Origin of the sequence: Brevundimonas sp., assembly GCF_018608325.1 — a bacterium.
Taxonomy (GTDB): Bacteria; Pseudomonadota; Alphaproteobacteria; order Caulobacterales; family Caulobacteraceae; genus Brevundimonas.
This window is the reverse complement of record NZ_JABAZW010000043.1, coordinates 1-21,711: the sequence shown is the minus strand read 5'-3', so window position 1 is coordinate 21,711 and position 21,711 is coordinate 1. Positions and strand designations below refer to the sequence as shown.

Sequence of the window (21,711 nt, the reverse complement as noted above, 5' to 3'; positions counted from 1 at the left end):
GCTGACAGCACGACGGCCGGGCGTTAGGGTCAGTAACGGAAGCGGACGCCGAAGTAGTACTGGGTGTTGCCCTCGCTCACTTCGGTCACGGCGTCGTAGCCAGGCTTGTACATGATGTCGCGGGCGTTGGTGACGTTCAGCGCCTGCAGCTTCAGCTGCACATTGCGGTTGATGTTGTAGTTGGCCGACAGGTTCAGGATGCCCGAGCCGCGAACGCTGCGGTTCGTATTGCTGTTCGGCTTGGAATATTCCGAACGATAGCGATAGGCGGCGCGCAGTTGCAGGCCCGCACCTTCCCAGAACACCGAGGCGTTGGCGTTGTGACGCGACAGGCCGCGCAGGCCCGCAGCATCCACATAGGGGCCGACGCTGGACGGATCAGGGAACTCGAAATCAGCATCGGCATAGTTATAGCCGCCGCTGACGCCCAGACCCGACCACAGGCCCGGCAGTTGGCTGAAGACTGTGCTGCCGGTGATTTCGAACCCGGTCAGCTGGCGCTGGGTCTGGTCGTTGGCGGGGGCGACGGCGTTGAAGGTCGTCTCCACGCCATTGGCGATGATCGAGGTGGTGAAGGGCTGGACCGCGTCGAACGAGGCGTTCTTGATCCACTTGTGATAGACGGCGAACGAGAAGGCCGTGTCGCGGTTCAGGTAATATTCCAGCGACGCATCCAGGTTCCAGCTGTCCAGCGGCTTCAGGTTGGGGTTGCCGGTCTGGGAGTTGGCCAGAACGCCCTGAACCGTGGTTGCAGTGGTGTCTGGCTGCGGGCTGATGCCGACATTGAAGTCTTCGATGCCTGCACGGGCTATGGAGCGCGATGCGCCGAACCGCAGGCGGGTCTTGTCATTCAGATCGAAGTTCACATTGGCGCTGGGCAGCCAGTAGTCATAGTCGCCCGTGCCGCGGATTTCGCTCAGCGTGCCCGGCACGGTGACGATGGTCGCCGCAGAGCCGCCGACCGACGGGGTGACCAGAACCTCGGAGCGATAGCCGCGCGAGTCCACTTCGGTCTTCACATAGCGGACGCCGAAGTTGCCGGTGAAGGGCGTGTTGCGCAGTTCGCCGCCGAAGGTGGTCATCAGATAGACGGCGCTGATCGTCTCCTTGACGTTGATGTCTTCAGGACCGCGCGAGTCCTCCATCAGCGGGTTGGAGTCGCGGCCGGTGTAGGCGCGGAACAGGCAGTCGTTGTCGAACGTCGCCCACTTGCGGATGTTCGTCGAGGACTGGGTCATGAACTCCGACGCCGGGAAGGCCAGGCGGCAGTTCTGGTTGGCCTGGGCCACGATCTGGGCGGCGGTCATGCCGTCGCGGGCGATCGGGATGTTGACGTCGCCGTTGTTGGCCAGATCGGTCTTGCGGGTGTGCTCCGAATAGCGGACGCCCGCGTTCAGGCTGCGGAAGAAGCCAGTCTGCGACAGGTCATAGACGCCGTCGAAACGGACCGCCGCCAGCTGGTCCTTGCGGTCGGTCGCCCGGCGATAACGGGCGTAGTTGGTGTTGGCCGCCACGGTCGTCGACAGGAAGGACGACGGATCGGTGATGTCGAAGTTGCCGAAATCAACCGTCGGCACCACGTCGTCAGAGGCGTCCAGCGTATAGGCCACGCGCGTCGGTGAACGCATGTTGGTCGACTTCTGCGTCTCGACGCGGTGCGATTCCGAATAGGAGACATCACCCGACAGACGCAGGCGGTCGCCGTTCCAGCGGCCTGACAGACCGGCGGCCTTGTATTCTTCGTCGCGCAGGCGATCCTCGTTCTGGACCTCGACGTTGGAGTTGCCGCGATACGAGATCAACGCGCCTTCGCTGTAGCGGCCGCCGTCGCCGATGATGATCGGGTCGATGCCGCGAGCCGCCTCGGTGATGGCCAGCTGGTTGCGGTTTTCGAGGCTGGAACGCTTCGAATATTGGGTGTCGAACAGGAAGTCGATGCGCTCGGACGGACGCCATTGCAGCGACCCCATGAAGCCGTCCCGCGTTTCCTTGGTCGCGATCTGACGGAAGGTGCGTGAGGTGGTGGCGAAGTACAGCGGCGATTCCGTCGTGCCCGCACGTTGGGCGGTGGTCAGCTTGTCGCGCAGGCCGCAGTTGAAGCTGGTGCCAGCGGCCGTCTGGACGGCGGAGGTGCCCGTGATCACCGTCGGGTTCACGGCATCCGTGTTGCACGGAATGAAGGCCGAGTTAGTGGTGTAATAGTCTTCCGGCGACGCCTGGTCCTGGTGCTGATAGCCGACGCTCAGGCCGAAATCGCCTGCGCGGGTGTTCAGCCAGCGGTTGGTCCAGGACAGGTTGGCCCGGTAACCCATGCCGTCGCGGCCGTGGATGGCGTCATCCTTTTCCTGATAGACGCCGCGGTATTCGAACTGCAGGCGGGGCTTGGCTTCCAGCGGGCGGATGGAGCGCAGCTCGATCACGCCGGCGATGCCGCCGTCGACGAAGTCAGCCTGCTGGGTCTTGTACACCAGCACGCCGTTGACCAGTTCTGACGGGAACTGCTGGAAGGCCACGGAACGGTCGGGACCGGCGGTGGAGACTTCGCGGCCGTTGAAGGTCGAGAAGCTGAGGGTCGGGCCAAGGCCGCGCACGGACAGTTCGTTGGCGTTGCCCTTGAAGCGGTCGGCGGTGACGCCGGTCACACGCTCCAGGGTGTCGCCGACCGAGTTGTCGGGCAGAGAGCCGATCTCGTCGTTGATGATGGCGTCGACGATGACCGCCGAGCTGCGCTTGAACTCGATGGAGCTGCGTTGCGTGGCGCGCAGCCCGGTGACGACGACGTCCCCGACGTCGGTCTGGTCGTCTTGCGGCGCGGCTTGAGCGGTGGCTGCGGCTTCCTGCGCAAGGGCAGGCGCTGCGACGACCGCGAGCGCAGCGGAGGCCAGCAACACAGTGCGCAGGCGTCTCGTGTGGTTGAACATGGGATCCCCAATCTTGAGCGTTTCCGGTCCGCGCCCGTGGATCGAGCGTCGTATCGTCGCGTAGGCTAGACCGGAAATGACACCGGTGGCAAGATTGGTCGAGCCAGAATCTTTCAGAGCTTCTGTCAGGGTGAAAAAGTAAGGCGAAACGGGTGTTTAGTGGAATTCTTCAGTATGCGGTTCGACCGTTTCCGGCTTTGCCTGTCCTCTTTTGGGATAGGGCGTTTGTCTCTGTCCGTGTGCGTGTGAACGCTACCAGCGTGACGCCGGAGGACACGATTCAAATCTCCCCGAACAACTTTTCCCTGGCGGGTTTCTCTCTGACACGGTGCGGGCGTTTCTGGCGTCGCATCGTCGTGCTGAATGCTCTGACCCGTCGTTCCACCGCTTTCGATCGACCAGTTTCCTTTCCTCTGTTCCAAGGACTTCCAATGTCTCGTTCATCCTTGATGGGTTGCGTGTTCGGTCTGGCGATGGGGGCGGCGTTTGCAGCTCCGGCCAGCGCCCAGGTGGAGCGCGGCGTCCTGTACCAGACCGCCCCGGCGATGAACGCGACCATCGTCAACCGCGTCTCGCCGCAGATGGACGCCCTGCTGGATCAACTGATGACCGAGGGCCGCAGCATGACGCTGGACGGGGTTCGGGTGTTTGAGGCGAACGACAAGTTCCTGCCCGGCAAGATCGCCATCGGCCTGGCCCATGCGGTGATCGAGGCGCCGGTGGGCGATCCGCGCCGCGCCCGGTTCTTGGAGGGGTTTCGCCGCCTGTCCGAGCTGACGCTGAACGACACCAACGACAGCTGGGGCATATATTATTACATGTCCGCCCTGCATCAGCTGAACGAGGCAGGATTGCTGGATCAGGCGGTGGCGCCGGAGACGCTGGTGAAACTGCGTCAGAATCTGGATTGGCGCCGGTTCGTGCGTCAGGACGATCTGACCCTGATCAACCTGCCCAACAACTATTATGGCGTGGCCTACAGCATCGCGCGCCTGCGCTATCTGATGGGGTGGGAGGATACGTCCGCCAGCGAGGCCTTGCTGGCCAAGACGCTGGAGCATTTCCGTCAGTATTCCGGTGAGTTCGGCTTTGCGGACGAAACCACGGGGGAGGGGCGTTTCGACCGCTACAGCGTGCTTCTGATCGGCGAGATCGCCCAGCGGTTCATCGAAACCGGAGTGGCCCCGCCGCAGGAGGTCAAGGACTGGCTGCGTCGTTCGGTCGATCTGCTGCTGCCGCGTTTCAACCTGCGGGGCGAGGGTTTTGAATATGGCCGCAGCATCGGCGCCTATGGCGAGACGGCCTTCCTGGAGGTTCTGACCGCCGCCGCATCCCTGAACCTGCTGAGTGATGAGGAAGAGCGGATGGCCTATGCCTTCTCGTCCCGCATCGCCGCGCGATACGTGGACTTCTGGCAGGACAGCGGGACGGGCTCGGTGAACCTGTGGGATCACGGGCGAAAGACCGACGACTATCGCGGCAAGCACCGGATTCTGGGCGAGAACATCAGCCTGTCGCACCAGCTGTTCTACACCAACGCCCTGTGGAACCAGCGCGGCTATCGTGACCGGGCGCCCGACGCGGGCTATGCGGACTGGCTGAAGACCCTGCCGCGTTCGACGACGACCTGGTTTTCCAAGGGGGCTGAGGATCGGCTGCTGATCACCTATCGCGACGGCGACCGGGTCATCGGCCTGCCACTGATCAACGGCGGTCCCGGCCAGCATATGAACAACCCGTACTTCCCGGTTCCCTATTCGCCGGGCGTTCTGGCGGGCGCGGCGGACGAGACCTATCCGCAGCTTCTGCCGCGCGTGACCCTGTCGGACGGCAGCGTGCTTCAGCCCCTGTCATGGTTCACCAATGTAAAGGTCGAGGTCGTCGGTCAGACCACGCGCCTGACCTACAGCCTGCCTGCGGTGGACCGGATGGGTCAGGACGCGCCGGTGCGCGATGATCGCGTCAGCGCCAGAACCGTCTATGAGCTGTCGCCCGGACGGATCACCCGCCGTGACGAGATCACGGCGCGTCGTGGCGTGACGATCCAGAAGGTCGATCTGGAGCTGGGCAGCTTCTCGTCCGGCGCTCAATCAACCGATCAGGGCGTCGTGTTCGCGCTGGGCGATGTCGCAGCCTTCCAGGGGCAGGGGATGAGCTGTGACGCCACGGCGGCGGACGGCGGCGCCTATCGCACGCCAGTCGGGCCGTTGCGGACGGTTGTGCGTTGTCAGGCGGATAGTCCGGGCCGGACCTGGACCGGCGGCTGGAGTGTTCAATTTCGCGACAGGTGAGGCGGCGCCTGGGGCGGACTTTTCAGCGGAAGGTTCGCCCAAGCCATAGAATCATCACGTCTTTCATAACCGCAACACAGATTGAACAAATCCGCCCCGCGCCAAGGCGTCGCTTTGACCTGATGGACATGAGACCGTAAGTCTGGGTGACTCGGACGTGCGGCTTTGCCCGCGTTCGCCGTCCCCATGTTTCCTTTTCGGAGAAGACGACCCGCCACATGTCCGTCAGTCTTCTGCTGTTTGTCATCCTCGCCCTGCCGTTCATCGGCGCCCTGATCGCGTCCGGTCTGCCCCGACATGCGCGGACCTCAGCGGCGATCCTGTCGTGGGTCATCGCTCTTGCCAGCCTGATCTGTCTGGCGGCGCTGTGGCCCCGGTTTCAGGACGGAGAGACGCTGCGGCACGAGATTGAGTGGCTGCCGTCGCTGGGCATCAATCTGGTGGTGCGGCTGGATGGGCTGTCGTGGCTGTTCAGCTGTCTGATCCTGGGGATCGGCGCGCTGGTCGTGCTGTATGCGCGCTATTATATGTCGCCGAAGGATCCGGTGCCGCGCTTCTTCTCCTTCCTGCTGGCCTTCATGGGCGCGATGCAGGGGGTCGTGCTGGCGGGCAACATCATCCAGCTGGTGGTGTTCTGGGAACTGACCAGCCTCTTTTCCTTCCTGCTGATCGGATACTGGCACCAGAACCCGGCCGCGCGCGAAGGTTCGCGCATGGCCCTGACCGTGACCGCGACTGGCGGTCTGGCCCTGCTGGTGTCGATGATCCTGATCGGCAACATCGTCGGCAGCTATGATCTGGATGTGGTTCTGGCCTCGCGAGAGCTGATCCAGGCCAGCCCCATGTACACGCCGGCCCTTGTGCTGTTGCTGCTGGGCGCCTTCACCAAGAGCGCGCAGTTCCCGTTCCACTTCTGGCTGCCGCGCGCCATGGCGGCGCCGACGCCGGTCAGCGCCTATCTGCATTCCGCGACCATGGTGAAGGCAGGGGTCTTCCTGCTGATCCGCTTCTGGCCGGTCTTTGCGGGCACGGACATCTGGTATCTGCTGGTCGGGGGCGCCGGTCTGGCGACCCTGCTGATCGGGGCCTGGTGCGCCATCTTCCAGCATGATCTGAAAGGTCTGCTGGCCTATTCGACCATCAGCCATCTGGGGCTGATCGTGCTGCTGGTCGGGTTCGGCACGCCGCTGGCCCTGATCGCAGCCATCTTCCACACGGTCAACCACGCCACCTTCAAGGCGTCGCTGTTCATGGCGGCGGGCATCATCGACCATGAGGCCGGGACGCGCGACATGCGCAAGCTGAGCGGTCTGTTCAAATTCATGCCCTTCACCGCGACCCTGGCCATGGTGGCGGCGGCGGCGATGGCGGGCGTGCCGCTGCTGAACGGCTTCCTGTCCAAGGAGATGTTCCTGGCCGAGGCGGTGGCCAACTCGAACGCCAACGCCCTGAGCACCGCCTTGCCCTTCCTGGCGACCCTGGCCAGCGCGTTCAGCGTCCTCTATTCGCTGCGCTTCATCCACAACACCTTCTTCGGCCCGCCGCCGACCGAGCTGGATCGCGTCCCGCATGAGCCGCCCGCCTGGATGCGCCGTCCGGTCGAGATTCTGGTGGGGCTGTGCCTGCTGGTCGGCGTCCTGCCCGCCATCACCGTCGGCCCCTTCCTGAGAAGCGCCGCCGTCTCGGTTCTGGGCTTTGATCTGCCCTATTACAGCCTGGCTCTGTGGCATGGCTTCAACCTGCCGCTGTTCCTCAGCCTGACGGCTTTGGCGGGCGGGGTGCTGCTGTATGTGATCTTCGGCAAGCGCATCAACAACAACCCGCGCGGCGCGCCCTGGGGCTGGCAGAAGCTGAACGGCGGCTGGATGTTCGAGCGCGCCATGACCGGCCTGGCCAAGGGCGCTGCGATGCTGGTGCGGGTGTTCGGCACCGAGCGTCTGCAGCCGCAACTGCGCGGCATCGTCCTGGTCGCCCTGCTGGCGGGCGTGGCCGCTGCTGTCAGCGCCGGGATCGGCGTCCTGCCGATGGCGCCTGCGCCGGATCTGGCCGATCTGGCCTTTGCGGGCATCTGGCTGGTGGGGGCAGGCTGTGCCGTCGCGGCGGCCTGGCAGGCCAAGTATCACCGGCTGGCGGCGGTCGTCCTGATGGGCGGCGCGGGTCTGGCCAGCTGTATTTCATTCGTCTGGCTCTCGGCGCCGGACCTGGCCCTGACCCAATTGCTGGTCGAGGTGGTGACCACGGTTCTGCTGCTGTTGGGCCTGCGCTGGCTGCCCAAGCGGCTGGAGACGATCCCCGTTCCCGCCGGGCTTGAGCGCCGCTCTCGCCTGCGCCGCCGTGTCGATCTGATCATCGCGGGCGCGGTCGGTCTGTCGTTGGCGGTCGTCGCCTATGCGATCATGACCCGCCCGGCGGTCGAGGGGATTTCGCGCTTCTTCGTCGAGCACGCCTACAAGGACGCGGGCGGGCGCAACATCGTCAATGTGATCCTGGTCGACTTCCGCGCCTTCGACACCTTTGGCGAGATCACGGTGCTGGGCATCGTGGGCCTGACCATCTTCGCCCTGCTGCGCCGGTTCCGTCCGGCCAGCGACAGCCTGCCTGAGCCCAGCCAGAAGCGGGTGCAGAACAAGTCGGACCGCGACCGCGACAACCGCAATGAAGGCGACACCCTGAAGGAGACCATGCTGATCCCGCGCGTGGTGATGCGCTGGATGTTCCCGTTCATTCTGCTGCTGGCGGCGCATCTGTTCCTGCGCGGGCATGACCTGCCGGGCGGCGGGTTCGCGGCGGGCATCGCCGTCGCGATCGCCTTCGTGCTGCAATACATGGCGTCCGGCGCGCGCTGGGTCGAAGAGCGCCTGACCATCCGGCCCATCGTCTGGATCGGTCTGGGGTTGTTGATCTCGGTGGCCAGCGGTCTGGGCGCCTGGGTGTTCGGCCAGCCCTTCCTGACCACATGGTTCCAGTACGCTGACCTGCCGATCCTGGGCCGGGTGCCTCTGGCCAGTGCGGTGGTGTTCGACCTGGGCGTGGTGGTTCTGGTCGTGGGCGCGACGGTGCTGATGCTGGTCGCCCTGGCGCACCAGTCGCTGCGCAAGTCACGACCGCAGGATGAGGAGGGCGCACAATGATGGAGCTGGTTCTGGCCCTGGCCATCGGCGTGCTGGCGGCGTCGGGCGTCTGGCTGCTGCTGCGTCCGCGCACCTTCCAGGTCATCATGGGACTGGCCCTGCTGTCCTATGCGGTGAACCTGTTCATCGTGGCGATGGGACGGCTGCGTACAGGCGCGCCGCCTGTGCTGAAGGGCGATAATATGGACCCCAGCCACTATACGGACCCCACGCCGCAGGCCCTGGTGCTGACCGCCATCGTCATCGGTTTCGCCCTGACGGCCCTGTTCCTGGTGGTCATTCTGGCGGCGCGCGGCATCACGGGCAGCGACCATGTCGACGGCAAGGAGCCTGAGGCATGAGCATCTGGCAGACCCATCTGATCATCGGCCCCATCGTCCTGCCTATGGCGGTGGCGGCGGCCATGCTGCTGTTTGACGAGCGTCGCCGCGTGCTGAAGGGCGCGCTCAGCCTGGGGGCCATGGCCGCCATTCTGGTGATGGCGCTGGTGCTGCTGCAGGAAAGCGCGACAGGGGCCACGGGCGGCGGCGACACGGCGCGCGTCTATCGTCTGGCCGACTGGATGGCGCCGTTCGGCATCGTGCTGGTTGCGGACCGTCTGTCGACCCTGATGGTGGCCTTGACCAGCGTGCCGGGCGCCTGTTCGCTGATCTTCGCCCTGGCGCGCTGGGACCGGGCGGGGCCGCGTTTCCATGCCCTGTTCCTGCTGCTGATCATGGGGGTGAACGGCGCCTTCCTGACGGGCGACCTGTTCAATCTTTTCGTCTTCTTCGAGATCATGCTGGCGGCCTCTTACGGCCTGGTGCTGCATGGATCGGGCGAGCGGCGCATCCGGGCGGGTCTGACCTATATCGCGGTCAACATCACCGCATCCTCCCTGTTCCTGATCGGCGTCAGCCTGATCTATGGCGTGACCGGCACGCTGAACATGGCCGATCTGGCCGTGCGGATTCCGCAGATCGCCGCCGACAGTCGCGGCCTGTTCCATGTCGGGGCGGCGGTGCTGGGCGTAGCCTTCCTGATCAAATGCGCCATGTGGCCGCTGGGCTTCTGGCTGACCCCGGCCTATTCGGCGGCCAGCGCCCCGACGGCCGCCGTCTTCGCCATCCTGTCCAAGGTCGGCGTCTATGTGATCATCCGCCTCAGCCTGCTGCTGTTCGGCGAGGGGGCGGGGCTGTCGCACGGTTTCGGCCAGACCTGGATCATGGTCGGGGGACTGGCCACGGTCGCCTTCGGCACGGCGGGCCTGATCGGCTCGCACGATCTGTCCAAGGGGGCGGGCTTTGGCGTCATGGTGTCGTCCGGCACGGTTCTGACCATCGTGGGGCTGGGCGGAACCGAGGCCCTGGGCGGGGCCATCTTCTATCTGGTCGGCTCGACCCTGGCCTGCGGGGCGCTGTTTCTGCTGGGCGAGGTGTTGCAGCGGGGCAGGGAAGAGGACGGCCTGCAGTTGCGCGCCGTGTTCGACGACGAATACCGCGACCCCTTCCATGACGAGGAGCGCAATGAGCCTGGTCTGGTCATTCCCGGCGCCGTGGCGGCGCTGGGAGGCCTGTTCCTGATCTGCACCCTGATGGTGGCGGGCCTGCCGCCGTTGGCCGGCTTCATCGGCAAGCTGGCCATGATCGACGCCCTGATCGGGGCGGGCGGGACGGCATCCTGGGGGGTGATCGCCTTCCTGTCGCTGTCCAGCCTGGGCGCGCTGATCGGCCTGACGCGGCTGGGCGTGGGGGCCATCTGGGTGCGGGAAGAGGATGCGCCGCCGCCGGTCGTGGGTGCGGCTGAGTTTACGGCCATCACCGGCCTGTTGGGCGCCTGTGTCCTGTTGGCCGTGTTTGGCGGTTCGGGCCTGCTCTACGCCCAGCATACGGCGGAATGGCTGGCCCAGCCGCAGGCCTATGTGCAGGCCGTTCTGGGAGGCGGACAATGAGGGCTGTGTTCCCCCACCCGATCCTGTCGTTGGGCCTGTTTGCCGCCTCGCTGTTGATGAGCGCGTCTGTCGCGCCGCCGTCTCTGGTGCTGGCCGCGCTGGCGGCTGTGCTGGCTCCGCAGGTGATGCGGGTGCTGAGCGTGGACCGTGTGCGGATCCGTTCGCCCAAGGCTATTCTGCAGCTTGCCGGGGTGGTGACGGTCGATGTGATCCGCTCGAACTGGGAGGTGGCGCGGGTGATCCTGGGCCATCGCCGCCATGAGCGTAAGGCGGGCTTCATCCATATCCCGCTGCAGATGCGCGACCGGCATGGTTTGGCGATCCTGGCCATCATCATCACCAGCACGCCCGGCACCCTGTGGGTCGAGTATGAGCCGGCGACGGGCCAACTGCTGCTGCACGTCCTTGATCTGGTGGATGAGGACGCCTGGGTCGAACTGATCAAGACCCGGTATGAGCGCCGCCTGATGGAGATCTTCGAATGAGCGCGCTGGTGCTCGCCTGGGGGCTGGGGCTGGCCCAGTTGATGCTGGTCACGGCCATGGCGCTGACGGCGTGGCGGATCGCGCGCGGGCCGCGGGCGCAGGACCGCATCCTGGGCATGGACGCCCTTTATCTGAACGCCATGCTGCTGATCGTCGTGTTCGGCATCCGCACCGGCAGCCCGCTCTATTTCGAGGCGGCCTTGATTATCGGCATGTTGGGCTTTGCGGCGACCGTGGCCCAGTTCCTGATGCGCGGCGAGGTGATCGAATGACGGGCGCAGACCTGCCGCTGTGGGCGGCCATTCTGATCGTGGCGCTGGCGATATTGGGCGCGGGCCTGTCCTTGCTGGGCGCGGTGGGCCTGACGACCTTCAAAAGCTTCTACGAACGGGTTCACGCCCCGACGCTGGGCGCGACCCTGGGCATGGTTCTGGTGCTGATCGCCTCGACCGTATTCTTCACCATCATCGACGGGCGGTTCATGCCGCGCGAGATCCTGATCGGCCTGTTCCTGACGGTGACCACGCCGGTGACCCTGACTCTGCTGGCCCGCGCCGCCATCTTCCGCGACCGCACCGAGGGCAAGAAGAAGGTTCCGGCGACCAAGGAAAAGTCCGCGCAATCCTGATAGCGTTGCGATGAAAGATGATCGACAGCCGCCGTCGGTCAGCCTAGGTCGGAAACGACCTCTTTTTCATCAGGACGCCAGATGCCCTCCGGATTGATCGCCTTGCTCGATGACGTGGCGGGCATCGCCAAGCTGGCGGCGGCGTCGATCGATGATGTAGGCGCAGCAGCGGGAAAGGCCTCGACCAAGGCGGCGGGCGTTGTGGTCGATGATGCGGCGGTGACGCCGCGCTATGTCACCGGTCTGGCCCCCAGTCGTGAACTGCCGATCATTACCAAGATCGCGATGGGGTCGTTCCGCAACAAGCTGCTGATCATCCTGCCGATCGCCCTGTTGCTGACGGCGTTCGCGCCCTGGGCCATCACGCCGATCCTGATGTGCGGCGGAACCTATCTGTGTTTCGAGGGGGCGGAGAAGCTGCTGGAGGCGTTCGGCCACGGCGGTCATGCCGAGGCGGCGGTGGTGCAGGGCGACGCCGCCCTGCTGGAGAAGACGACCGTCGCGGGGGCGGTGCGGACCGACCTGATCCTGTCGGCAGAAATCATGGCCATTTCTCTGGCCGATGTGGCGCACCAGCCGATCCTGACCCAGGCGGCGGTTCTGGTCATCGTCGGCATCGCCATGACCATCGCGGTCTATGGTGTGGTCGGCCTGATCGTGAAGATGGACGACATCGGCCTGCATCTGGCCAAGCGCGCGGGCGGCGGCGGAATGCGGGCGTTCGGACGCGGACTGGTCAAGGGCATGCCGGTGGTTTTGAGCGCCCTGTCCGTCATCGGCACGGCGGCCATGCTGTGGGTTGGCGGCGGCATTCTGGTGCACGGCACGCATACGCTGGGCCTGCACTGGCCGTCCGAGCCGCTGGAGCATGTGGCGCATGGCGTCGGTCAGGTGTTCGGCCCCCTGGACGGCGTGGTCAGTTGGCTGGTGACCGCTCTTGGATCGGCGATCATCGGCGTGATTGTCGGGGGCGTGGTCGTTCTGCTGGTTCATCAGGTCGGGCGGTTGCTGCCGAAGGAATCGCACTAGGACGGATCGTCACGGGGGGAGGGGCTGTCACGCGACTGCAATCCCCGCCCGCTAAAGCCCGCTGAGCCCTGTCGGAGTTGCTGATGTCCTTGCCGCGTATCGCCGCCCTTGCGGCCCTGGCCGCCGTGTCTTTTGGAGGCGTGGCCACAGCCCTGACGGTTCCGGCACGGCAGTCCGCGCCTCTGGTTTCAGCGGCGGCTCTGGCCCCGCCCAAGCTGATCGTCACCATCGTGGTCGATCAGTTCAGCGCCAATCTGTTCAACCAGTACCGCAGCCGTTACGCGGGCGGCCTGCGCCGTATGGCCGATCAGGGACTGGTGTCCACCAACGGCTATCAGACCCACGGCCTGACCGAGACCTGCCCCGGTCACTCGACCGTGCTGACGGGCATGCATCCGACCGAAACGGGCATTCCCGCCAATGACTGGATCGACACCAAAACGGGCAAGGAGATCTATTGTCTGGCCGCGCCGCAGAACCATCTGGCGCATGGCCGTGACGACACCGACAACGGCCCCGTCGGCCCGGACCAACTGCGCGTCACGACCGTCGGCGACTGGCTAAAGGCTATCAGCCCGGACAGCAAGGTCATGGCCGTCTCGGGCAAGGATCGCGGCGCCATCAATCTGGCCGGTCATCAGGGCCAGGCCTTCTGGTTCACCGACGGTTTCGGCCTGACCACCTTTGTCGAGCCGGGCCAGACGGCGCAGGCGAAACTGGCGCCCGTCGCCGCCTTCAACACCGGCTTCAAGGCCTGGATGGCGGCGAACCCGGTGACCTGGGACTATCAGCGCGAGGAATGCCGCGCGCTGGCGGGCGACTGGACCATTCGCGGCCAGACCTTCCATTCCGTGCTGCCGCCTGCGGGCCTGAAGTTCGACACCTCGCCCCTGCTGGACGAGCAGACGCTGAAGGCCGCCGAATACCTGCTGGACAGCCAGCGTCTGGGGCAGGGCGCGACGACCGACATGCTGGGCGTCAGCCTGTCCGGCACCGACCGCATCGGCCATATGTACGGCACGCAGGGGCCGGAGATGTGCGAGCAGATGTATCGTCTGGACACGGCTCTTGGCGCCTTCCTCGACAAGCTGTCTCAGGTTCCGGGCGGTGCTCTGGTCGTGCTGACAGCGGACCACGGCGGTTCTGACTTTGTCGAGCGTCTGCACCAGAACGGCTATCCCGACGCGCACCGCGTCGATCTGGCGCCCATCGCCACGATCAACGCCACCCTGCGCCAACGCTTCAATCTGGACGCCAATCCACTGCAGATGGGCGGCAGCGGCCTGATGGTGGCGGACAAGGAGCGTCGCTCTCTGGCCGATCCGCTGCGGACCCAGGTGGCGGAGGCCGCCGTCGAACTGCTTAGCGCCGTGCCGGACGTGGCCTTTGTCGACACGCGTGACCGTCTGCTGACCGACCCGCTGCCTGACAGCCGCCAGCCGGAGATGATGACGGTGCGCGAACGGATGCGTCTGTCGACCCTGCCAGAGCGTTCGCCCGACATCATGATCGCCTTTGCACAGGCTGCAAATCTGGGCGGACGCGTCGGCGGCACCCTGGCCGGTCACGGCACCCCGTGGGAGTACGACCGCCGCGTGCCGATCATCTTCTGGTGGCCCGGCGCCCATGGTGAAGAGCGGTTCCTGCCGATCCGCACCATCGACATCGCCCCGACCCTGGCCCATGTCATGGGGGTGCCCGCACCCAAGGTCGAAGGCCGTTGCATGGACCTGAACGGGTTCGCCGTTTCGGACTGTCCAGCGACGGAATTGACGCCCGCCAGATAAACTCCTGTTTCGGGGTCATAAACTCGTGTTTCCCGGCGGGGTGGCGGCCTTACGCTAAGGAAGTTTCAAAGGCACAAGGGGGCAAATCGCCCATGTCGTCCGCAAGGGTGACACTTGAGAGCTGACAGGAAACGTCCATGAACAGAGCCCGCCGCGCCCGCATCGTCGCGACACTGGGGCCCGCAAGCCGTGCCCCCGGCACCGTCAAAGCCCTGGCCCAGGCCGGGGTGGACGTGTTCCGCCTGAACTTCAGCCACGGCTCGCACGAAGACCACGCCGCCGCCTTCAAGGCTGTGCGCGGGGCCGAAATGGCGCTGCAGCGTCCGCTGGGCATTCTGGCCGACCTGCAGGGGCCGAAACTGCGCCTGGGCCGGTTCAAGGACGTCGAGATCTCGGTCAAGCCGGGCCACAAGATGCGTTTCGACCTGAACCCGGAACTGGGCGACGAGACGCGGGTGCAGATGCCGCATCCCGAAATCTTCAAGGCCCTGCGCAAGGGCATGCTGCTGTTGCTGGATGACGGACGGGTGCGTCTGCGCGTTGGTGAACGCACGGACGAATGGGCCGATGTGACGGTTGAAAGCGGCCTGAAACTGTCGGACCGCAAGGGCGTCGCCGTGCCGGAAGCCGTCATCCCGGTGTCGGCCCTGACCCCCAAGGACCGTGAGGATCTGGCCTTTGCCCTGCGTCTCGGCGTCGACTGGGTGGCCCTCAGCTTCGTGCAGAAGCCCGAGGACATGGCCGAACTGAAGCGGATCGTGAACGGTCAGGCGGCGTGCCTTGCCAAGATCGAGAAGCCCGCAGCCCTGGCCGATCTGGAAGCCATCCTCGACTACTGCGACGGCGTCATGGTCGCGCGTGGCGACCTGGGCGTCGAACTGGACCCTGAAGACGTGCCCGTGGCGCAGAAACAGATCGTCCGCGCTGCCCGTAACCGCGGCGTGCCGGTGATTGTGGCGACCCAGATGCTGGAATCCATGACCAGCGCGCCTGCCCCGACCCGCGCCGAGGCCACCGACGTGGCCAACGCCGTGTACGAAGGCGCCGACGCCCTGATGCTGTCGGCGGAAACCGCATCCGGCGACTATCCGCTGGAATCCGTCGGCATCATGAGCCGCATCATCGAGCGCGTCGAACGCGACCCCAACTGGCCCAGCCTGATGGGCGCCGAACACGCCGGCATGGACGAACAGGACGTGGATGCTCTGGTCGGCGCGGCGGCCATGGCGGCCAGCGCGCCGTCGACCGGCTGTCTGGTGGTCTTCACGACGCTGGGCGGCACCGCCCGCCGCATGGCGCGCGAACGTCCGCTGAAGCCGATCCTGGTGCTGACGCCCAATGCCAATACGGCGCGTCGTCTGGCCCTGGTCTGGGGTCTGGAGACGCGGTTGGGCGATCAGCCGGATTCGCTGGAGAACGTCACCGACGATGCGGTGAACAGCGCCATCAAATACGGTCTGGCCGAGCCGGGTCAGCGCATCCTGATTCTTGCCGGGACGCCGTTTGGCGCACCGGGCGCCGCCAATCTGCTGCGTCTGGCCCACGCCCCCGCCGCCAAGTCGGGCGCGCGCAAGAAGTAGAACCGTCACGCCGCGACAGCCCTCTCCCTCTTGCGGCGGGAGAGGGCTAAGATGCGGAATGACTCGGGTTTGCGCATGATCAAATACATCGGCTCCAAGCGCGCCCTGCTGGGGCACGTGACCGGCGCCGTATCCAGCGTCCTGCCGCAGGGCGGGCTGGTCTGCGATCTGTTTTCCGGCACCGCGCGGGTCGGCCATGCGCTGAAGAAACAGGGCTTTCGCGTCTGGTCCAACGACTACAACGCCTATGCCCACATGCTGGCGACCGCCTATGTGCAAGCGGACCGCGAGGTCTGGATCGAACGGGTCGAGGCCGTGCTGGCGGAACTGCGCACGGTGCAGCCGCAGGCGGGTTGGTTCACCCAGGCCTTCTGCCACGACGCCCGCTTCTTCCACCCCGACAACGGCGCGCGCATCGACGCCATCCGTCACCGGATCGAGGCGCTGGATCTGGAGCCGGAGCTGAAGGCCATCGTCCTGGTCAGTCTGATGGAGGCCGCCGACCGGGTGGATTCCACGGCAGGCGTGCAGATGGCCTATATGAAACAGTGGGCGCCGCGCGCGTTGAAGACGCTGGAACTGCGCACCCCCGACATCGTCCCCGCCGTCGACGGGCCGTGTCGCGCGACCCAGGGCGACGCCCTGGAAATGGCCGAGGTGGTCGAGGCGGACCTCGTCTATCTGGACCCGCCCTATAACCAGCACTCCTATCTGGCCAACTATCACTGCTGGGAAAGTCTGGTGCTGTGGGACAAACCCGAGACCTACGGCGTGGCCAACAAGCGTATCGACGTGAAGACCCGCAAAAGCGCCTTCAACAGCCGCCCCGGCATCGGTCCGGCGCTGCAGTCGGTGATCGAACGGGTTCGCGCCCCGAATCTGATCGTCAGCTTCAATGACGAAGGCTATCTCAGCCGCACGGATCTGGAGGCCATGCTGGCCTCACGCGGTCATGTCCAGGTGGTCGAAATCGCCCATCCTCGCTATGTCGGCGCCCGCATCGGCATTCATAATCCCAAAGGTGAGAAGGTCGGCCAGGTCGGGCGTCTGCGAAATGTCGAATATCTGTTCGTGGTGACCGATCGTCCTGTAGCTCTGCCGGTCGCAGCCTGAATTAAAAGCAGTTTCTCGGCTTGCCGCAGCGGAACCCGAATCGCGGCGTGCCGTTTCCCGCCTATGGAACCGCCCCTGTCACCGCCCCCGTCACGTCGTCGCAAGAACGTTGACGGCCAGCATTCGGCGATGGAGCCCAAATCATGGGCGCCGACGGAAAAGGCGAAGGCGGCGCGTTGCTATACGCACAACACACAGCATTTTGCCGCGCGTGACGCCGAACCCGGTCTAGTGGCGGATGAGGAGGCCGAGCCCGCGCTGCGTCCGCCGCCGACCTGGATGCTGCTGCTGGCCGGCGCGGCGATTGCGACCCTGATGGGCGTGCTGGTGGGCGGTCTGTTTCTGGAGTTTTAGCGCGTCAGGCGTCAGCCAGCAGGGCCTTGATCGGCGCCCAGCTACGACGGTGCGCGGAACAGGGGCCTAGCGCCTTCAGGCCCGCCGTATGCGATGGCGCATTATAGCCCTTGTGGCTGGCGAAGCCGTATCCGGGGTGTTCGGCGTCCAGTTCGATCATCAGCCGATCCCGCGCCGTCTTGGCCAGGATCGAGGCCGCCGCGATGGACAATGACAGGCTGTCACCCTTGACCACCGTCTGGATTTCGCACGGCAGTTTGAAGCGGTAGTTGCCGTCCACCAGGGCCGCGACGGGCTGCACCGACAGGGCCTCGACGGCGCGGCGCATGGCCAGACCCGTGGCGTGCAGGATGTTCAGTTCGTCGATCTCCTCCACTGAGGCGAAACCCACGCCCCAGGCGACGGCGCGGGCCTTGATCTCCGGCTCCAGCAGGGCGCGGCGTTTTTCGGTCAGGGCCTTGGAGTCATCAATGCCGATCGGCAGATCGTCGGGGTTCAGGATCACCGCCGCCGCCGACACCGGCCCCGCCCAAGGCCCGCGCCCCGCCTCGTCCACACCGCAGACGTGACCGTTGACCCGCTGGATCAACACGGTTTCGAGGTCCAGAGTCGGGAAGGTTCTGGGGTTAGCAGGTGTCTTGGCCATGCCCCGCCATCGCATGAAGCGGGGCGGGACGGAAGTGGACCAGCAGGATGTTCGTTAGGGGTGGGAAGCGGGCGTTCAGTCGATTTTTCCAGCTAGGCGAGCGGTCTGCTTCGGCTTCGGATGCGGCACCCTCACAAGCCGGGGGGCGCCGCCTGGAACTTGGGGGCTCCGCAAGCTTAGAACTTTGCCGTTTATGGTTCCCTCATATTGCTCGGTCTCACGCACTGGCGGACCGCCATCGATTCGCATCCACTCGTGGGTGGCCTGAAAAGCGATGTGTTTGCCGACGATCTCAACTGGCCATATTTCGCCGCCGTAACAACCGCCTTCGCAAATCGTGAAAACGACCTTCGGGTTCGGTGCGTCCGCATCCAATTGAACTTCGAATCCGTCTGCGTCGCCCGTTTCCTCGCTGTATCTGACATTGCTGTAGACGCCGCTCAGGGAAGAGGCAGGATGCTGCGCGCATCCCCAGAGGACGCAGGAAGCGGCGAGCAGCATCGCGGTTCGAACGATCATCGGTCAATGATGCATCCAAAGTTGAGGCGTCCGCAACGGGTCGGACTACGACCTTCGCTCCGAGCCGTGAAGCCGAGATGGGCGTTAGGGGCGGATATCGGACCCTGCCAACAGCCGTTTGGGGTGGAAAGCGGACATCAGTCTTCACAGAGGTATGGTTCGGCAAGCTTCCCGCCTTCGACCTTGCCGTGGCAACCAAATGTAGACCTATGCGCCTCACAGCGCCCGGCCACGGCAGCGCCTACTGATGTTGACTTGAAGTTTTCCGGCAAGTCGCTGAGGCACCTTCCGAGGCAATCCGATTTGCCCTGACAAGGCTTCCCTGCGTCTTGATAGTCCATTTGGCAAAATGAACTGCCGAAGGGAGCAACGCTCTCATAGCCGCCAGACGCTCGACATGCCTCAATGTCGAAAGATGTCCGGTGCAGCGGAGTGGCTTGAGCGCAGCTAATCATAGCCAGCGTTAGGAGGGCAGCAGCTATCCTTGCCATGACTTTCATGGCCAAGCTTTGCCTCTCAATGATCAGGTCCGCAATGGGTCGGCTTGCTAAATTGGTGCCCGCGCCAAAACTGGACATCCGCCCACCGGCCAGTCAGCGGCCGCTCTGAAATTCAGTTAGGGGTGGGAAGCAGATGCGAGATCAATCGATCGGAAGCATATATCAGCATCCAACCTTCGAGCAGCTTTCCAGTATGTTGCCAATCATCACCAGCCAAAAGGCGACGACTACCAATGGGGCTAGCAAGAGAGTGCGCAGCCCTTTTCGGCCATTCTCCCGAACATCAAAAACCAAGAGAGCGATCCAAGCGCCAGCTATCAAAATTTGAAGGTAAAGCCAGGGAGGCTGCGCTATCGGAAGAATGTAAAACAGCATTACCTTCACCCTAGTCGGTCCCGATACAATCGACGGCTAGAGACCTATGCGCAATGTCCGAAACGGGTCGTTTTGCGAAATCAACCTGCGCGGCGAACCCAGACATTCACAGCCCGTCCTACCGACGCTCGGCGGCTGAATAGGCGCCACGAAGGGGCCTAGGCTCTGGGCTCTACAGGTCGTCCACATGGGCGCGGGCCTGATCAGCCAGGGCGAAGAAGCGGTCGCGGACTTCGGCGGCGAAGGGGTTGTCGCGTTCGATGGCGCGGAAGACGGCGGGGCTGTCGTGGCGGACCATGTCGACGGCCTGCATCAGCCGTTCGAAACTGGCCGTCGTCATCCGCGTCGGCAACGGCTCCATGTTCAGCAGGACGCGCGCGATCAGGTGGGTCAGGCCCTGAACCACGGCAGCCTCGCGGTCGTGTTCCTCCGGTGTGACCTGAAACACCTTCAGCTTCAGCGCATGGCGGCAGAAGGCGGCGACGCGGCGGGCGTCCTTGGCGCCGCGCACTTCGCTGACCGCGATCCGCAGCCCCGCCACCCCATCCTTGCCGCTCTGCGGGCCGAACAGAGGGTGGGAGCCGACAATGCGGACGCCCTCGGGCAGAGCCGCCTGCATCGCCAGTGCAGGCTTCACCTTCACCGAGCCGACATCGACCACCAGAGCATCCGACGCCAGATGGGGGCGTATGGCGGACAGGGTGTCCTCCAACGCTTCGACCGGCACAGCCAGCACCACCACCGGACAGGCGGCGGCGGTCGCCAGATCGGTCAGGACCGCATGTTCATCGCCCTGTGGCGCCGCCGGATCATAGGCCACAACATCGAACCACGCCGACAGATGCCGCGCAGCCAGACGCCCGAAAGCGCCATAGCCGATGAGGCCAAGACGTTCTTTCTGCACCGTCATCCTCGGGCTTGACCCGAGGACCGGGCGCGGATCGGGCTTTGCGTCAGACGATCAGGCAATGCGGCGGAACCCTCGATCCTCGGGTCAAGCCCGAGGATGACGGAGAAAAGAAGTACAGGCCTCACAGGGTCTCCTGGAACCGCACTGGCTGACCGTGGGCTTTGCCGATCAGTTCGCCGTCCTGCATCACCACCCGCCCGCGCACGATGGTCGCCATCGGCCAGCCGGTGGCCTCGAAGCCGTCGAACGGGGTCCAGCCGCAGCGCGAGGCCTGCTGGTCGTGGGTGATGGTCTTCTTGGCCTTCAGATCCACGATGGTCAGGTCGGCGTCATAGCTGACGGCCATCCGTCCCTTATTGGCCGTGCCGAACACCCGCTGGGCGCCCGCAGAGGTCAGGTCGATGAAACGCTCCAGCGACAGACGGCCATTGGCGACATGGGTCAGCATCAGCGGCACCAGCGTCTGCACCCCCGGCATCCCGGACGGCGAGGCCGGATAGGGCTTGGACTTTTCTTCCTTGGTGTGCGGCGCGTGGTCCGAGCCCAGCACGTCGGCGACGCCCTGCTGCATGCCCCACAGCCACAGGGCGTCCACATGGTCCTGCGACCGGATCGGCGGGTTCATCTGGGCATAGGCGCCCAGCCGCTCATAGGCCTCGGGCGCGGCCAGGGTCAGGTGCTGGGGCGTGATTTCGACGGTGGCGACATCCTTGTGGAAGCGCAGATAGTCCATCTCGTCCTTGGTCGTGACGTGCAGGACGTGGATGCGCGCGCCCGTCTCCTTGGCCAGACCGACCAGACGGCGGGTCGAGCGGATGGCGCTTTCGGCGTCGCGGACCTCGGGGTGGCTGGTCCAGTCGCCGGTGCGGGCCAGACCGCGACGCTCGACCAGACGGTATTCGTCCTCGGAGTGGAAGGTGGCGCGGCGGCGCACATTGGACAGAACCTTGCGCACCCCCTCATCGTCCGCGATCAGCAGGTCGCCGGTCGAGGCGCCCATGAAGACCTTGACCCCGCAGCAGCCGGGCAACCGCTCCAACTCACCTAGATAGTCGGCGTTCTCATGCGTGCCGCCGACGTAGAAGGCGTGGTCCGTCCACATCCGGTTGTTCGCCCGCACCAGCTTGTCGGCCATGGTGTCGGGGTCGGTGGTGTTGGGGTTGGTGTTCGGCATTTCGAACACGGCGACGACCCCGCCCAGAGCCGCCGCGCGGCTGCCGGTCTCAAGATCTTCCTTCCACTCCAGCCCCGGCTCGCGGAAATGGACCTGGGTGTCGATGACGCCGGGCAGGACCGTCAGGCCGGTGGCGTCGAACGTCTCGCCCGCCGAGGCCTGCGACAGGTCGCCGATGAAGGCTATCTTGCCGTCGATGACGCCGACATCGGCCAGACCGCGTCCGGCATGATTGGCCACCTCGCCGCCTCGGACGATCAGGTCATAGGTCTGGGTCATCGCCGCACGTCCTCAATATCCATTCACCGTCATCCTCGGGCTTGACCCGAGGATCGGAC

Annotated in this window: 17 protein-coding genes; 12 read left to right on the top strand and 5 right to left on the bottom strand. The window is 65.2% G+C overall.

What is annotated here, in order from left to right:
* Positions 1 to 29: 29 nt before the first annotated feature.
* Positions 30 to 2,921: a TonB-dependent receptor gene (locus QZ281_RS04560; RefSeq protein ID WP_292225240.1), complete on the bottom strand. Its 2,892-nt coding sequence runs from the start codon at positions 2,919 to 2,921 to the stop codon at positions 30 to 32.
* A 431-nt stretch (positions 2,922 to 3,352) separates the two neighbouring features.
* Between QZ281_RS04560 and QZ281_RS04555 the strand changes: the two genes are divergently transcribed.
* The 12 genes from QZ281_RS04555 (at position 3,353) to QZ281_RS04500 (ending at position 17,249) form a co-directional block, all read left to right on the top strand.
* Complete coding sequence (locus tag QZ281_RS04555) at positions 3,353 to 5,212, top strand: hypothetical protein (protein ID WP_292225238.1); 1,860 nt, start codon at positions 3,353 to 3,355, stop codon at positions 5,210 to 5,212.
* A 218-nt stretch (positions 5,213 to 5,430) separates the two neighbouring features.
* Positions 5,431 to 8,343: a monovalent cation/H+ antiporter subunit A gene (locus QZ281_RS04550; protein ID WP_292225235.1), complete on the top strand. Its 2,913-nt coding sequence runs from the start codon at positions 5,431 to 5,433 to the stop codon at positions 8,341 to 8,343.
* Positions 8,343 to 8,684 carry a Na+/H+ antiporter subunit C gene (locus tag QZ281_RS04545; protein WP_363297386.1) on the top strand — a complete coding sequence of 114 codons (342 nt, stop codon included), beginning with the start codon at positions 8,343 to 8,345 and terminating at the stop codon, positions 8,682 to 8,684. The genes QZ281_RS04550 and QZ281_RS04545 overlap by 1 nt, the downstream gene beginning before the upstream one ends.
* On the top strand, positions 8,681 to 10,273 hold the full coding sequence (locus QZ281_RS04540) for a monovalent cation/H+ antiporter subunit D (protein ID WP_292225229.1): 1,593 nt from the start codon (positions 8,681 to 8,683) through the stop codon (positions 10,271 to 10,273). Before QZ281_RS04545 ends, QZ281_RS04540 begins: the two co-directional genes overlap by 4 nt.
* Positions 10,270 to 10,758 (top strand): Na+/H+ antiporter subunit E, encoded by a 489-nt coding sequence (locus QZ281_RS04535; protein ID WP_292225227.1) that lies wholly within the window; start codon positions 10,270 to 10,272, stop codon positions 10,756 to 10,758. Before QZ281_RS04540 ends, QZ281_RS04535 begins: the two co-directional genes overlap by 4 nt.
* The gene (locus QZ281_RS04530) at positions 10,755 to 11,030 is read left to right on the top strand and encodes a K+/H+ antiporter subunit F (protein WP_292225226.1); all 276 of its coding nucleotides are present in this window, start codon (positions 10,755 to 10,757) and stop codon (positions 11,028 to 11,030) included. The genes QZ281_RS04535 and QZ281_RS04530 overlap by 4 nt, the downstream gene beginning before the upstream one ends.
* On the top strand, positions 11,027 to 11,386 hold the full coding sequence (mnhG, locus tag QZ281_RS04525) for a monovalent cation/H(+) antiporter subunit G (RefSeq protein WP_292225223.1): 360 nt from the start codon (positions 11,027 to 11,029) through the stop codon (positions 11,384 to 11,386). Before QZ281_RS04530 ends, mnhG begins: the two co-directional genes overlap by 4 nt.
* Positions 11,387 to 11,467: 81 nt before the next feature.
* Positions 11,468 to 12,415, top strand: a complete 948-nt coding sequence (locus tag QZ281_RS04520; protein WP_292225221.1) for a DUF808 domain-containing protein — start codon at positions 11,468 to 11,470, stop codon at positions 12,413 to 12,415.
* An 83-nt stretch (positions 12,416 to 12,498) separates the two neighbouring features.
* On the top strand, positions 12,499 to 14,202 hold the full coding sequence (locus QZ281_RS04515; protein ID WP_292225219.1) for an alkaline phosphatase family protein: 1,704 nt from the start codon (positions 12,499 to 12,501) through the stop codon (positions 14,200 to 14,202).
* A 137-nt stretch (positions 14,203 to 14,339) separates the two neighbouring features.
* Positions 14,340 to 15,782: a pyruvate kinase gene (pyk, locus tag QZ281_RS04510; RefSeq protein ID WP_292225216.1), complete on the top strand. Its 1,443-nt coding sequence runs from the start codon at positions 14,340 to 14,342 to the stop codon at positions 15,780 to 15,782.
* A 51-nt stretch (positions 15,783 to 15,833) separates the two neighbouring features.
* Complete coding sequence (locus tag QZ281_RS04505; protein ID WP_292225214.1) at positions 15,834 to 16,895, top strand: DNA adenine methylase; 1,062 nt, start codon at positions 15,834 to 15,836, stop codon at positions 16,893 to 16,895.
* 129 nt (positions 16,896 to 17,024) lie between these two features.
* Positions 17,025 to 17,249, top strand: coding sequence for a hypothetical protein (locus tag QZ281_RS04500; RefSeq protein WP_292225213.1), 225 nt, complete (start codon positions 17,025 to 17,027; stop codon positions 17,247 to 17,249).
* Between the two features lie 4 nt (positions 17,250 to 17,253).
* Here the strand turns inward: QZ281_RS04500 and QZ281_RS04495 are convergent, their stop codons facing one another.
* From QZ281_RS04495 to QZ281_RS04480, 4 genes are all read right to left on the bottom strand, one after another.
* A complete protein-coding gene (locus QZ281_RS04495; RefSeq protein WP_292225212.1) occupies positions 17,254 to 17,895 on the bottom strand; it encodes a ribonuclease HII in 642 nt (213 codons plus the stop codon).
* 75 nt (positions 17,896 to 17,970) lie between these two features.
* The gene (locus tag QZ281_RS04490) at positions 17,971 to 18,414 is read right to left on the bottom strand and encodes a hypothetical protein (RefSeq protein WP_292225209.1); all 444 of its coding nucleotides are present in this window, start codon (positions 18,412 to 18,414) and stop codon (positions 17,971 to 17,973) included.
* Between the two features lie 1,047 nt (positions 18,415 to 19,461).
* Positions 19,462 to 20,199, bottom strand: coding sequence for a prephenate dehydrogenase (locus QZ281_RS04485; RefSeq protein WP_292225206.1), 738 nt, complete (start codon positions 20,197 to 20,199; stop codon positions 19,462 to 19,464).
* A 121-nt stretch (positions 20,200 to 20,320) separates the two neighbouring features.
* On the bottom strand, positions 20,321 to 21,652 hold the full coding sequence (locus tag QZ281_RS04480) for a dihydroorotase (protein WP_292225200.1): 1,332 nt from the start codon (positions 21,650 to 21,652) through the stop codon (positions 20,321 to 20,323).
* Between the last annotated feature and the right edge of the window lie 59 nt (positions 21,653 to 21,711).